Source organism: Flagellimonas rhodophyticola, assembly GCF_049332665.1.
Taxonomy (GTDB): Bacteria; Bacteroidota; Bacteroidia; order Flavobacteriales; family Flavobacteriaceae; genus Flagellimonas.
Window position 1 is genome coordinate 1,533,385 of record NZ_CP186326.1, and the last position, 13,923, is coordinate 1,547,307.

At 39.6% G+C, this 13,923-nt stretch carries 16 protein-coding genes; 5 read left to right on the plus strand and 11 right to left on the minus strand.

Going from position 1 to position 13,923, the window contains the following annotated elements; all coding sequences use genetic code 11:
* The first annotated feature begins 34 nt into the window (after positions 1-34).
* Together ACOKFG_RS06850 and murI are read left to right on the plus strand one after the other, a co-directional pair.
* Complete coding sequence (locus ACOKFG_RS06850) at positions 35-544, plus strand: OmpH family outer membrane protein (protein WP_298794265.1); 510 nt, start codon at positions 35-37, stop codon at positions 542-544.
* 90 nt (positions 545-634) lie between these two features.
* Positions 635-1,417: a glutamate racemase gene (gene murI, locus ACOKFG_RS06855; RefSeq protein WP_422862090.1), complete on the plus strand. Its 783-nt coding sequence runs from the start codon at positions 635-637 to the stop codon at positions 1,415-1,417.
* Positions 1,418-1,420: 3 nt separating this feature from the next.
* Here murI and ACOKFG_RS06860 read toward each other — a convergent pair whose 3' ends face one another.
* Positions 1,421-1,912 (minus strand): dihydrofolate reductase, encoded by a 492-nt coding sequence (locus tag ACOKFG_RS06860; RefSeq protein WP_298794270.1) that lies wholly within the window; start codon positions 1,910-1,912, stop codon positions 1,421-1,423.
* Complete coding sequence (locus ACOKFG_RS06865; protein ID WP_422862091.1) at positions 1,872-2,297, minus strand: 2TM domain-containing protein; 426 nt, start codon at positions 2,295-2,297, stop codon at positions 1,872-1,874. Before ACOKFG_RS06865 ends, ACOKFG_RS06860 begins: the two co-directional genes overlap by 41 nt.
* Before the next feature lie 54 nt (positions 2,298-2,351).
* On the opposite strand from ACOKFG_RS06865, the gene ACOKFG_RS06870 reads away from it, so the two are divergent.
* Together ACOKFG_RS06870 and ACOKFG_RS06875 are read left to right on the plus strand one after the other, a co-directional pair.
* The gene (locus ACOKFG_RS06870; RefSeq protein ID WP_422862092.1) at positions 2,352-3,431 is read left to right on the plus strand and encodes an aminotransferase class V-fold PLP-dependent enzyme; all 1,080 of its coding nucleotides are present in this window, start codon (positions 2,352-2,354) and stop codon (positions 3,429-3,431) included.
* 161 nt (positions 3,432-3,592) lie between these two features.
* Positions 3,593-3,889 (plus strand): isoamylase early set domain-containing protein, encoded by a 297-nt coding sequence (locus tag ACOKFG_RS06875; RefSeq protein ID WP_422862093.1) that lies wholly within the window; start codon positions 3,593-3,595, stop codon positions 3,887-3,889.
* A 24-nt stretch (positions 3,890-3,913) separates the two neighbouring features.
* Here ACOKFG_RS06875 and ACOKFG_RS06880 read toward each other — a convergent pair whose 3' ends face one another.
* From ACOKFG_RS06880 to ACOKFG_RS06900, 5 genes are read right to left on the minus strand one after another with little or no spacing between them, the layout of a single operon-like run.
* Positions 3,914-4,195, minus strand: a complete 282-nt coding sequence (locus ACOKFG_RS06880; RefSeq protein WP_298794277.1) for a DUF427 domain-containing protein — start codon at positions 4,193-4,195, stop codon at positions 3,914-3,916.
* A 3-nt stretch (positions 4,196-4,198) separates the two neighbouring features.
* On the minus strand, positions 4,199-5,167 hold the full coding sequence (locus ACOKFG_RS06885; RefSeq protein WP_422862094.1) for an L-histidine N(alpha)-methyltransferase: 969 nt from the start codon (positions 5,165-5,167) through the stop codon (positions 4,199-4,201).
* Between the two features lie 16 nt (positions 5,168-5,183).
* Positions 5,184-6,344 carry an ergothioneine biosynthesis protein EgtB gene (gene egtB / locus ACOKFG_RS06890; RefSeq protein ID WP_422862095.1) on the minus strand — a complete coding sequence of 387 codons (1,161 nt, stop codon included), beginning with the start codon at positions 6,342-6,344 and terminating at the stop codon, positions 5,184-5,186.
* 36 nt (positions 6,345-6,380) lie between these two features.
* Positions 6,381-7,874 (minus strand): sensor histidine kinase, encoded by a 1,494-nt coding sequence (locus tag ACOKFG_RS06895; protein WP_422862096.1) that lies wholly within the window; start codon positions 7,872-7,874, stop codon positions 6,381-6,383.
* Positions 7,875-7,888: 14 nt separating this feature from the next.
* Complete coding sequence (locus ACOKFG_RS06900; RefSeq protein ID WP_298794285.1) at positions 7,889-8,602, minus strand: response regulator transcription factor; 714 nt, start codon at positions 8,600-8,602, stop codon at positions 7,889-7,891.
* Between the two features lie 225 nt (positions 8,603-8,827).
* On the opposite strand from ACOKFG_RS06900, the gene ACOKFG_RS06905 reads away from it, so the two are divergent.
* The gene (locus ACOKFG_RS06905) at positions 8,828-11,236 is read left to right on the plus strand and encodes a hypothetical protein (RefSeq protein ID WP_422862097.1); all 2,409 of its coding nucleotides are present in this window, start codon (positions 8,828-8,830) and stop codon (positions 11,234-11,236) included.
* 83 nt (positions 11,237-11,319) lie between these two features.
* Here the strand turns inward: ACOKFG_RS06905 and ACOKFG_RS06910 are convergent, their stop codons facing one another.
* The 4 genes from ACOKFG_RS06910 to ACOKFG_RS06925 form a co-directional block, all read right to left on the minus strand.
* Positions 11,320-12,138, minus strand: coding sequence for an energy transducer TonB (locus ACOKFG_RS06910; protein WP_299488377.1), 819 nt, complete (start codon positions 12,136-12,138; stop codon positions 11,320-11,322).
* Between the two features lie 10 nt (positions 12,139-12,148).
* Positions 12,149-12,952, minus strand: a complete 804-nt coding sequence (locus ACOKFG_RS06915) for an energy transducer TonB (protein WP_299488374.1) — start codon at positions 12,950-12,952, stop codon at positions 12,149-12,151.
* Positions 12,953-13,034: 82 nt separating this feature from the next.
* Positions 13,035-13,544: a phytanoyl-CoA dioxygenase family protein gene (locus ACOKFG_RS06920; RefSeq protein WP_422862098.1), complete on the minus strand. Its 510-nt coding sequence runs from the start codon at positions 13,542-13,544 to the stop codon at positions 13,035-13,037.
* Positions 13,507-13,845: a hypothetical protein gene (locus tag ACOKFG_RS06925; protein ID WP_422862099.1), complete on the minus strand. Its 339-nt coding sequence runs from the start codon at positions 13,843-13,845 to the stop codon at positions 13,507-13,509. Before ACOKFG_RS06925 ends, ACOKFG_RS06920 begins: the two co-directional genes overlap by 38 nt.
* Positions 13,846-13,923: the final 78 nt, after the last annotated feature.

Sequence of the window (13,923 nt, forward strand, 5' to 3'; positions counted from 1 at the left end):
CTAAAATTAACATTCAAAATAGTAACTTAGAATCATGAAAAATGTAAAGAAAATTGCTGTAGCCATAGTTTTATTTGTTGCCGCTACGGGTTTTGTAAATGCGCAGAGCAAGGTTGCCCACATCAATGTGCAGCAGTTATTGTCTGAAATGCCGGAGATGAAATCAGCACAAGCAGAGCTTAAGAAATTACAAGAGACATATAGAGCCGACTTGGAGAGTTCAATGACCGAGTTAAGAAATAAAGTAACACAATACCAAAACGAGTCTAGTGCTAAATCTCGAGAAGAGAATGAAAAAAGAGCTCTAGAACTTCAAGGCTTTGAGAAAAATATTCAGGAAGCAGAGCAAGTTGCTGTTCAGGAGATGCAAAAGAAGCAACAAGAGTTATTCGCTCCTATTTCCGATAAAGCAAAAGCCGCTATTGAAAAAGTAGCCGCAGCGCAAGGTTTCGATTACGTTATCGATGCTAGCCCAGGGCTTAGCCTAATTGTATCAAAAGGAAAAGATTTACTTCCTGCTGTAAAACAAGAATTGGGCTTCTAAAACATATTTAAAAATATTTTTAAACCGCTTCTTTCAACAGAAAAAAGCGGTTTTTTTATTCCATTGATTCAATAGTATCTATTTTTGAATATGCAGCAGCCTATAGGCGTTTTTGATTCAGGAGTAGGTGGCACATCCATTTGGAAAGAGATCCAAAAAATGCTCCCTAACGAATCCGTAATATATCTGGCAGACGGTAAAAATGCCCCATATGGAACAAAATCTAAAGAAGAAATACTTAGGTTAAGCATTAAGAATACCGAACTTCTACTTGAAAAAGGCTGTAAATTGATTGTGGTCGCGTGCAACACAGCAACAACAAACGCCATTGATTATTTAAGAACCACCTATGAAGTTCCATTTGTAGGTATAGAACCAGCGATTAAACCTGCTGCGCTGAAGACAAAAACAAAGAAGGTTGGAATTTTGGCCACTAAGGGGACATTGTCCAGCAGTCTTTTCCATAATACTTCCAAATTGCATGCATCCGGTATTGAAGTCGTTGAACGGGAGGGTACAGGCTTGGTCGATTTGATTGAGAGAGGACAAGTAAATGCTAAAGAAACCTACCTTTTGCTACAGAAGTATATTGCTCCAATGTTGGAGGCCGGGATTGATTGCCTAGTATTGGGCTGTACACATTATCCTTATTTGATTCCCCAAATTCAAAAAATGGTCCCTACAGACCTAAATATTATAGACTCAGGAGAGGCAGTTGCCCGACAGACCAGAGCGGTATTGGAGCAACAAAATCTATTGGCCATATCACGAAAAAACCTTTCAGAACATCAATTTTACACCAATAGGGAGCTCGAAGTATTGAAGAGTTTTGTGATGGGACCTAACATCCAAGTAAGTTATCTGGATTTTTAAAGTTTATTTCCGGGTATAGGTCAGATAGGTGAAATCAAACGCATGCTTTTCATCTTTAGCATGATATTCTTCCTTGACCAATTTCCAAATTGAATCATCTATTTCTGGAAAAAAAGTATCTGCTTCAAAAGTATGATGTATTCGGGTGAGTTCAATATCAGTAGCAAAATCCAGGGATTGTCTGTAAATTTCTCCTCCACCAATGATAAAAGCACGCTCCTCGGGTCCTATAAGTTCAATAGCATCTTCCAAATTATGTACCACCGTACACGGAAATTTTGGTGAATATTTTTGATCTCGGGTTATTGCAATATGCTCCCGGTATGGTAATGCCTTTGGGAAGCTCTCCAGGGTTTTTCTACCCATAATAATCTTATGCCCCGATGTAAGTGTCTTAAAGCGTTTAAAATCGTCCGGTAAATGCCATGGAAGGTCATTGTTGATGCCCAACGCATTATTTTCGGCTGCTGCTGCAATGATGATCAATTGTTTCACTGATCTTTTTTTTATTGACGCCGGAAATAGGGAAGTCCGTTTCAATTTCCTTTTGTATTTCTGAAATACGCCGCTTTTGTTTTTGGACCAATTTTTCCCTTTGAAGGCGTTCCCAATCCTTTCCCATGAATCTATGGGTAACAAAAACATTAAAAGTGTGCAGTATCAACAGGAAAGCCCATAAGAGAATAGCCCACATCGACCAGTCGTACCCTTCACCATATTTCAAGATTTTATTGGCGAGAACCAGCAGAACACTTCCAATTAAAAACATGACAAAATGGGAGAACAACTTTTTTTTCTGTCGAACCCGTTTTTGCGCATTCTCCAGCAACTCATGCTGTTCAATATCAACGGTACTTTCTGGCTTCTTTTTGGATAACATTGAATGGCTATCTTTATCGACAAATATAACTTAATTAGACTCAAAACTATTGCAATGCAGAATCTCCGAAAAAAATTTCCTGTGTTAAAGCAGTGCACTTATGCAAACACACCAGCTACCGGATTGTTGTATGAAGATTTGTTGGAATGGCGTCAAGAGCATGATTTGGATTATTTGATTGGTGGCAGCGAAGCGAAAAGAAAGAACTTTGAGAATATGTATACCATTAGGGATACCGTGGCGCGATTTTTTAGCTGTAGTTCTGAAAATGTTTCCCTAGTGCCCAATTTTACATTAGGATTGAATATGCTGCTGGAAGGGTTGTCAAATAGCAGTCGCATTCTACTTCTGGAAAATGACTATCCATCCCTAAACTGGCCCTTTGAAACCCGAGATTTCAATCGTAGTTATATCGAAATAAGTGAAAATTTTGAAGAGCAAATCCATTCTGAAGTAGCATCGGGCAAGGTCGATGTTTTGGCCTTTAGCGTAGTACAATGGATTAATGGAGTTAAAATAGACCTTGACTTTATCAAAAAACTGAAGAACGATTTTCCAGACCTATTGATTATAGCCGATGGAACCCAGTTCTGTGGAACCGAAGATTTTAATTTTACCGAGTCTGGAATTGATGTATTAGGTGCCAGTGGATACAAATGGTTACTATCGGGATACGGAAATGGCTTTGTTTTGGTTTCTGAAGGAGCCAAAGAACGTTTTGATCCCAAGTTTATTGGAAATGGCTCAGTGGACCGAGACATAGATTTAAGGAACTCAATTCCGTTTTGCAAACATTTGGAACCTGGCCATTTGGATTCCTTCAATTTTGGAAGTTTACAGTTTTCGTTGAATTTTCTGGATTCTATAGGAATGGATCATATTGGGACCCAATTGCAGAAACTATCGAATCGGGCAAAAGAGGGGTTTTCTTCGCTTGGGTTATTGGAGGATATGGTTGTTAATAGACCACAACATAGCACCATATTTAATATTAAGGGGGATAAGCATCTTTTTAACAAGTTGTTGGATGAAAATGTGACCTGCATTCCCAGAGGAAGCGGAATTCGATTTGGTTTTCACTTCTACAACACAGAAAACGAAATTGACAAGATTATTGATATCATCAAATCTTAATAGTCAATATTACTTTTTGAAAAAAAAGAGGCCTTCATTTTATAAAAGTAATCTCATTGTTAGGCGCATTTTATCAATTTGATAAATCGTACCTAACTTATTGTGCATAAGCGGTTTTATCTATTGTTTTGTCCTAGTTTTTAATTGGAAAATAAAATACCATGGCAATAAAAAAGCAATACCTAAAAAGCAAGCCTGTTTGTAAAGTTACATTTACAGTGCCTGCAGAAGAAGCAAAGAAAGTAGCAGTCGTTGGCGATTTCAATGATTGGAACCCTAAAGGAAGCACCTTAAGAAAACTAAAGAACGGAACGTTTAAAGGTATCTTTGACTTACCAAAAGACAATTCTTTTGAGTTCAGATATTTGGTTGATGACACTTATATCAACGACGCTGAAGCCGACCGTTACCAGTGGAACGACTACGCGGGAACAGAGAACGCGGTACTTGAACTTTAACCCATCAAAGTCGCCATTGGAGTACTAAGCTTCAATGGTGACTCCTTTCCAAAAGGCCACGCGACCTTTAATGGATCTGGCCAATTCGCTGGTTTCGGGATAGTACCAAGCTGCGTCCGCATTTTCTTTTCCGTCCACTTCCAAAGTGTAATACGAAGCAACACCTTTCCATGGACAGGTACTATGGGTATCACTGGCCTTAAAAAATTCCTTTTTGATGCTTTCAGCAGGAAAGTAGTGGTTGTTTTCAATTACCACAGTATCATCACTTTCTGCTATCACCGTATTGTTCCAAATTGCTTTCATATCCTATTTTTTAAAAACATAGTTTTTGAACCATTGTTTGTCGTCTGTAAAACTTGTTACAATCTTTAGGTCAGCCTGTTCGGCCAACCAAGCAACAACGGTATCATCATATTTTTGGGAAATTTCTGTATGAATGGTTTCCCAAGCATTAAGACGTATTTCCAGCTCTAAACTTTCAATATTGACCATTTGCTCCTCTTTGGATACTAAATAACTCTTGGCCGTACCAGTTTCAGGATCGTAGACTTCCCAATGCAGAAATTTATCAAGGTCAAAATTTGCATCCATTTCGCCATTGATTCGTGTAAGCACATTTTTGTTGAAGGCTTCCGTTATACCGGCTTTGTCATTGTAGGCATCCAAAATGGTTTGAGGGTTCTTTTTTTGATCCAGACCCATAAAGATCAAATCATTTTCAGCTATCGAATTTCTCATATTCTTTAAAAATTCTATGGCTTGTGGGTGCAATAGATTACCCATGTTCGACCCTAGAAATAAAATGACTTTTCTTCTTCCATTTGCCTTGCCAATGTCCCGGAGTGTTTCAAAATAAGTGCCTTGTAACGTATTTACCTCAACTTCAGGAATTTCTTTTTTGATGGATCCTTCTAGTTGATTTAGCGCATTTTGGCTGATATCGATGGGTCGATAATCAAATTGGATTTGATTTTCAACAAAATGCTTTAGTAGAATTTTGGTTTTTTTACCGTCTCCTGCTCCCAGCTCAAAGAGGCTGAAAGGTTCACCATCCTTTTTAAAAAGCTCACCTATGGCTTTCTTGTTGGCATCTAGAATATCGTACTCACAATCTGTCAAGTAGTACTCAGGCATATTCATAATGTCCTGAAAAAGCTTATCGCCTACTTCATCGTAAAAATACTTTGAGGACAAATGCTTGGGAAAAGCAGTAAGACCTTCGTACACTTCCTGTTCAAAAGTTGATTTGAAGGAGGTAGTTTGTGTTTTTTGCATGGAATCTATGTCGAAATTATTTGGCCAACCTTAATCCGGTAAACTGCCAACGTAACTGGGGGTGAAAAAAGTTTCTGTATGTATGTCTAGTATGTTTTTCAGGTGTTGCCACGGAACCTCCTCGAAGCACTTTCTGATTGACCATAAATTTGCCATTGTACTCGCCAAGAGCCCCATCAGCCTTTTGATAATTGGGGTAGGGCAGATAGGCACTCTCAGTCCATTCCCAGCGTTTCCCCCAAGGAAAATAAGCTTGGGCCACCTCCCATTCAAATTCAGTGGGCAGTCGCTGACCTTTCCATTGGGCATAAGCAAAAGCTTCAAAATAACAGATATGGGTTAATGGAGTATCTGGATTTATTTTTTCAAGTCCTTTGGAAGTATAATGGTACCATTCACCCTCTATTTGGTGCCAATATAATGGAGAAGCAATTTGATTTTGCTGTACCCAATCCCAACCTTCAGCATGCCAAATGTCGAAACGTTGGTACCCTCCATCATTTAAGAACTCTATGAATTCCCCATTGGTTACCAATTTATTGGAGATTTCGTAAGCATGGAGGAACACTTTGTGTTTGCCCAGCTCATTATCGTAGCAAAAACTTTCTGTGTTGTGTCCAATTTCGTGTATACCTTCTTCCACCGAAATCCATTCCCGCTCATGCGCTTCGATGGGGTGGTCCTGAAATTTTTCCGAGTAAACGGGTAGCAAAGGATTGTTTCCTAAAATATACTTGATATCGGTAAGTAAAAGCTCTTGGTGTTGTTTTTCGTGGTGAATGCCTATTTCCAAAAGAGCATTTAGGGTATCATTCTGAGGAGCTTCAAAAAATTTCTGAATGTTTTCCGTAATGTATTTTCGATATGCATAAACCTCTTTTACCGAAGGTCTTGAAAGATTCCCGCGATCCGACCGTATCACCCTTTTACCTACAGTTTCGTAATAACTATTAAAGACAAAGGAAAAATCCGCATCAAACTGAACATACCCACCATAATGCGGTTTCAGAATAAATTCTTCAAAAAACCAGGTGGTATGACCCAAGTGCCACTTAGGAGGACTTACATCCACTATAGGTTGAACCACATAGTCTTCAATTTCCAAGGGTTCACAAATAGTTTCGGAATGTTTTCGGGTTTCAAGAAAAAAATCCAACAGGGAATCGGTAAGAATCATAGCAGCATTTTACCCTTTAAAGATAACAAATATGGTTTAGCCAACAGCGTAAACAGGCAGGCTAAAACTAAAGGAAGTTCCTTCATCTGGCTTACTGAGTACCTTGATGCTACTATCATGAATCTCAACAATCTTCTTTACGATGGCCAGCCCCAAACCGGCACCTTCTTTTTGTTGACCAGCTTTGGTTTGTCGATAACGTTCGAAGATTAAAGCCTGATTATCCTTTTTTATTCCCGGTCCGGAATCTTTGATGGTCACTTGGACATGGTCATCCTCAGTTTCGATTTTTACGGTAACTTTTCCTCCTTTTGGAGTGAATTTAAGTGCATTGTCCATCAAATTTTGAATGGCCCTTTCCACCAAGGAAATATCTGCAAACACTAAGGGCACGCTATCGGCCATGGATAGTTTTAGATCAATACTTTTTTGCTCGGCCAATAACTTATAATTTCCATGGATGTCATTAGCCAGTTCACTGATTAGAAAAGGTTCTTTTTGTGGTTGAATTTGGTTGGCCTCAAGTTTGGAGTACTCGAACAATTGAGAAATTAATTTGGAGAGTCGTTCACTACTTCGGGAAATGGTCTTTAGATATTCTGCCCTTTCCTCAGCGGTAAGTTTACTATCCTTCATGTGCAACGTTTCAATATAACCTTGAATTATGGAAAGTGGAGTGCGTAGATCATGCGAAATGTTGGCAATAAGTTCCTGTCGTAATTGATCTACGGACTTTATTTTTTCAATATCAGATAGAATAGTGTCGGCCATATGGTTATACGTACTTGCCACATTGGCCAAATCGGTTTTTTCAGCATTTTCTATGCGATACTGCAAGTCACCCTGTTGAAAACGTTTTGCTGCATAGATGATTTTCCGCAGACTTCGGGTTAAATACCAAATGGCAAGCACACCCAAAAGGGTTGCGAAAATTAACGTCAATAAGGAGCCTCCCAATCCGAGGCGCATAAAGTAGCTATTAAAAAGGTCACTTCGGGTGGTTAGAAAGTCCTTTCCCGCCAAAATGATGTATACATAACCTTCATTTCCGTCCTTGTTGAAACTAGCTGCTGAAAATATGGTCTGTTTCGTTAAATCTTTTGGATCGTCACCTAGTGTATAATTGCTGCCTTTTTCATTGATGAATTTTTTGACCGGGGCCAAATCCACCTTTTTTTGCTTGGTTTCTGGAGCATCATGATCCAAGACCACAGAATACTGTACATACCCTTCTTTATCTAAAAGGTAAACTTCAATGGCACGGTTAACGGCCATCATATCATGCATAATATCCCCAAAAAGAGCTTTGTTTACTGTTCCCTCTGAATCAAAAGGGTCGGCATTTTTAAACTTTTCATCAATTAAGTCTTGAGCTAGATTCGCATGCAGACGTTGTGTGGTCTCGTGAAAATATTTATTGGAAAGATATATGGAAGTCACCGTGTACCCAATTCCCGCCAATAATAAAATGGCCAAAAAGGAAAGGGATAGTTTTAATATAAATCTTCCAGAAAGAATACTGTTTTTCATTGGTCGGTTTTTGGTCATGCCCCTATAAGCTCTTCGTTAAATTTGTAACCAACACCCCATGTGGTTAAAATAAATTTTGGATTACTCATATCGGGTTCAATTTTGGAACGAAGTCGATTGATATGCGAGTTTACCGTATGCTCATATCCTTTGAAATCGTATCCCCAAATCATATTCAAAAGTTTGGTTCGATCATAACTTTTTCCTGGATTGGACGATAGGAGTACAAGTAATTCGAACTCCTTTGGAGAAAGTTCCACTTTTTGCCCTCCCAATAGTACTTTACGCATATCAACATCAATGGACAGCATATCGAACTCCATTAATTTTGGGTTCTCATCAGAAGAAAGCTCGATGGTGTCCATTTTTTGTCGACGGAAAATTGCCTTTACCCGGGCGATAAACTCTCGGACACTAAAAGGTTTGGTAAGGTAATCATCAGCGCCCACTTCCAATCCGAGCACTTTGTCAATTTCTTCAGAACGTGCGGTTAGCATCATGATGGGTGTTTTGATGTCTCGCGCACGTAACTTTTGACATATTTCAATACCATCCATTTCGGGAAGCATAACATCTAAAATGACCAAGTCCGGATTTTCTGCAACGGCCTTTTGAAGTCCAATGTCTCCTCGATTCGCGGTGATAACATTGCAGCCCAAATCTTTAAGATGTATTTCTAACAAACGAATAATTTCAATGTCATCCTCAACAATCAATACTTTTTTCATGATATAGCGAAGTAAAAAGTAAAATATCACGGAAAGTTCACCATTCCGTATAAAATTTTGGCGGTATACCCGTTTAACAGTCTATTTTTTGGATAAATCTTTACACTTCATCGAATATTTAATTGTAATTAATTGATATTCAGTGAATAATGAATTTTGACTTTTACGTGATACTTCTGCAACAACTTCCCTTTTCATTTGTAAGGCAATTTAAAAGAACACGAAATGAGCAACTTAAAATCTATTATCGCATTATTGGGCATTGGATTGATTTTAGGGTCATGTGACCCTGATTCGGTTGATGCGCCATTGGTATTAAACGCAGGAACGCTTTCTGGCGGACCTTTTACTTTTACTGTGGATGGCACTCCTGACATGGTAAGTGGGATTACATTGGATGAATCTGATGTGGTCGGACTTAACAGAGGCTATATTATCACGGATGATTCTGATAATATCTTAGGCCTCCCACCAACACTGGACGCCGTTGAAGGTGTTGACTTTGATGGAGCCGGAGCTGGAATATGCTTTATTTGGCATATTGTTTATGAAGCAGGATTATCTGGTTTGGAAGCTGGGAACAATGTAGCCGATTTATCAGGCGAGTATGAATTATCCAATTCCATAATGGTGACCCGAAACGGTCTTAATGCAGGAACGCTTTCTGGCGGACCATTTACGTTTACTGTGGATGGAACTCCCGATATGGTAAGTGGAATCGAATTGGATGCTACTGACCTTAACGGAACCAATCAAACTTATGTAATTACTGACGATCAGAACAACATTTTGGGTCTTCCACCAACCTTGGAAGCTGTTGAAGGGGTAGATTTCGATGGAGCTGGTGCTGGAGTATGCCTTATCTGGCACTTGACGTATGAGGATGGACTTACAGGATTGGAAGCAGGTAACAATGTTTCTGACTTTACTGGTAACTACGCCTTGTCCAACTCTATTACCGTTACAAGAAATGGACTTAACGCTGGAACAATTTCTGGTGGACCTTTCACTTTTACGGTTGATGGAACACCTGACATGGTTAGTGGAATAGAATTGGATGATACCAATTTGAATGGTTCAAAACAAAGATGGGTTATCACGGATGATAAAAACAATATTCTTGGATTACCGCCAACTCTTGAAGCGGTTGAAGGTGTGGACTTTGACGGTGCAGGAGTAGGAGTATGTCTTATCTGGCATTTAACGTATGAGGAGGGACTTACTGGATTGGAAGCGGGCAATAACGTTTCCGATTTGAAAGGAGATTATGCACTTTCCAACTCGATTACGGTAACTAGAAATGATGTGACTGCTGGCGAAATTTCTGGAGGACCATTCACCTTTACGGTTGATGGCACACCCGATATGGTTAGCGGAATTACTTTAGATGACACTAATGTCACAGGACCGAACCAAGGTTGGGTAATTACAGATGATAAAAATAACATTTTGGGCTTGCCACCAACGTTGGACGCAGTTGAAGGTGTAGATTTTGATGGAGCCGGAGCCGGAGTTTGCTTGATCTGGCACATTACCTACGGTGAGGGATTGACTGGATTGACAGCTGGTAATAATGTATCTGATTTAGAAGGTCCTTACGCACTTTCCAATTCAATTACCGTGACAAGAAATGCTTTGGATGCCGGATACATCAGTGGAGGCCCATTCACCTTTACTGTTGATGGAACGTCAGATATGGTAAGCGGAATTAATTTGGATGCCACGAACCTTAACGGCTCTAAACAAGGCTGGGTTATCACCGATGATAAAAATAACATTTTGGGCTTGCCACCAACATTGGACGCCGTTGAAGGCGTAGATTTTGATGGTGCAGGAGCTGGAGTTTGCTTGATTTGGCATATTACCTATGAAGAAGGACTTACAGGCTTGGAAGCTGGAAATAATGTATCTGGGTTGAATGGTTATTATGCCTTGTCCAATTCACTTACGGTTACTAGGAATGCTTTGAATGCAGGCTATCTTTCCGGAGGACCTTACTACTTTGTAGTAGATGGAACACCCGATATGGTAAGTGCAGTAGCTTTGGATGATACGGAACTGAATGGTTCCAATCAGACGTGGGTGATTACCGATGACAAAAACAATATTTTGGGCCTTCCTCCAACTTTGGATGCAGTAAAAGGTGTTGATTTTGACGCCGCAGGACCTGGAACTTGTTTTATCTGGCACCTTACCTACGAAGATGGTTTGACCGGGCTTTCTGGCGGTAACAATGTATCTGATTTAAGCGGATACTATGCACTTTCAAATTCCGTAAAAGTGGTTAGAAGCCCATTGAATGCGGGATACATCAGTGGAGGTCCATTTACCTTTAAGGTGGATGGAACACCAGATATGGTCTACGGAATCACTTTGGATGATAGCGAACTCAATGGAAGCAAGCAAGGTTGGGTAATTACCGATGAATACAACAATATTTTAGGCTTGCCACCAACTCTGGAAGCTGTTGAAGGCGTAGACTTTGATGCTGCGGGAGTAGGTATTTGCTTTATATGGCATATTACCTATGAAGAAGGCCTTAACGGATTGGCAGCTGGAAACAATGTGTCCGATTTGGATGGATTTTATGACCTTTCCAACTCCATTAAAGTGAAAAGAGAACTACCACACTAACCGACTATGAAAAAGAAAATGAGTAGGTAGATTGTTTAATTGTTTGTTAAGAAACACCCAGGTTGATCAGCTTGGGTGTTTTTTTATATTGAGAAGGTAATTGGAATAGAATATGGTATTTTGATAGGCTCTCCATTCTGTTTTCCAGGTTCCATTTTTGGCAAGAATTCGATAATTCTTATTGCTTCATTTTCCAATAGCTTGTGAGGACCCTTTGCTTCGATGTTCGTTATATTTCCCTCTTTTGAAATAATAAAGACGATGTTAACCCTACCTGATATGTTGTTGATTGCTGCTTCTGGAGGATAAATGAAATGACTGGAGATATGATCTTGCATTTTTTCTTGAAAACATAATATTGCTTCTTTTTGGGACAAGTTCTCACAACCAGGGAAAACAGGTATTTCTTGAATTACCCCACCAGCATAGGTGTCCTTACTAGGAACATACTTTATTTCAAGTTCCTTTTTTCCTTGTACAACAAAGCGATAAGGTAAAAAATGAATCGAGTTATAGGTTTCCGATTTCCTGTTTGAAACTTTGAATTTTGGAAGACCGAATATCACCTTGCTTAGCTTTTTATCAAATTTTTGCCATAATTTTCCGGAGTTTACACTAACATTGACTTTGTCTTGAATCACAAATCCTTCAGGGTCAACTTGAAATGATAAGACAACATTTGTAGTGTCTTTTCCGTGTTTTTTAATTGCATTCAAGCTCTTTTTTTGAGACAAAAGGGTAATCATTTTGTTTTTAACGATCTCATGCAGATAAACACTTGGGTCTTTCTGTTCTGGAAGATCAGGGTGGATCAATTGCTCTTGAGGGAAATACACAATCTTGGACTGTGCAAAACCATTGGCGACAAAAAGAAGGCAAAACAAACAAATAATTATCCTCATTGTTATAGTATTAATTTCTTACCCTGCCTACGGCAAGTACACTTAATTCCGCTTTAAAATGGCTCGGTATGGGTTCATTATTTTCGTTCTTAGCTGGCTCGAGCACCACCTCATTTTCCATTAGGTATTTTTCAACAGCTGTTTTGGCTTCGGGAAAAGTGGTCACGGCTACGGCGTTAGAAATACTTCCATCAGTACTGATTTCAAAATAGACCCTGACCCTGCCACTAAATTTTTCCCCATCGCCTAAGTGAAGCCTTTTGGATTTGGTTATGATTTCAAAAAGTTTGTCCTCCAAACATCTTTTTTGATCTTTAGCCCTTTTGCATTTCAAAAAGATTGCAGGAAACGGCGCTTTTTCACATGCAATAAGGGGTTCCCGTTCTTCTGTTGGTGCTGTTTCAATATCAATGGTAAAAACCATGGGAAAGCTATGTGAAACAGACACTGCTCTTCCATCTTTTTGGGCAGGAACCATTTTGGGGAGTGTGTTTACCACGCGAATAGCTTCTTCGATAAAGGATTGCTCCAAAGACCTAGCCTTTATATCCGAAACCGTTCCCAACGAATCCACTATGAATTGCACGTAAGCTTTACCGGTAGTTCCCTTTTCCAAGGCCTCCTCAGGATATTTAAGGTTAGTGGAAACATGAGACATCAATTGTAGCGTAAAGCAAGACTCGGTTTCAAGGTTTTTGCAGATATCGTTGCTGATAATGGGATAAGTATCTACCTCATTGCTTTTATAGATTTTTGACTGTGCCAACGAAATTTGAAAGCAAAGAAGACAGCCCAATAAAAGAAGTTTGTTCATGAATGATGTTTGGTTAAGTCGGGGGCTATTGGTGGTCAAGATAGCCTATGCACGTATGAAATCAAAACAAATTAGAAATCGCCTACCGCTCAAAAAGAATTGGATTTAAATGCGAATTGATGACTGAACCGATTTTGACTCCGGGGCACCAAGTTTCCCAGTCATTGACCTGGCCATCGTTTTCGGGTTTTTTTAGGGTGATGTCCTTGTCCATATAAATGCAGGTCATCACTTTTCGGGTTTGGCTGGTAGTATTGGCACCGGCCCTATGGAAAATCCAACCGGAATGAAAACTTATTTCTCCAATATCAAAAGGTTCGGAAACTTTAGTGCAATCGCTCAGTCGTAATTTTTCACCAATCAGGGTTTCACTTTCATCACTGATGGATAAATCCCTTCCCGTTAATATGTTTTGACTGCCGGATGCAAATTCAAGCGGACCCATTTCCGAAGGAACAGCCTGTAACGGAATCCAAGCCGTAATAACATTGTCACTGGACAGTGGCCAATAGTATTGATCCGCATGCCAGGGTGTGATGCCCCCACCACCTTCTTTAAAAAGGGACTTGATCGTGATACATACGAACTCCATCCACTTTCATAAGATCTGCCGCCAATTGTGCCAATCGTTTACTGAACATAATTTCCTTAATCTGCTCATCTTGGGTCCAGAGATTGAAAATCTGTAAAAAGGCTTTGCCATAAGTGTCTCGTTCTTCAAGGGCGGTGGTTTGGGTGTTCAGTTCGTCCACTTTGGTTGATATTACCGTGTTGATATGTGCTACAACATCTGGTGGCAATACCTCCTTGATTTTTATAAAGGCATTTTGTTGGTAAAAATCGATTTGTGTTTGGGTGAGGGTGAAGGGTTGTTGGAGGATATCGAGATTCATGAGTTGGGTAAAAGGTGAAGGATTAAAAGTTATACTACAGCAAGTTAGTCAAAAGTCACAATTTGTTATGACCCTTAT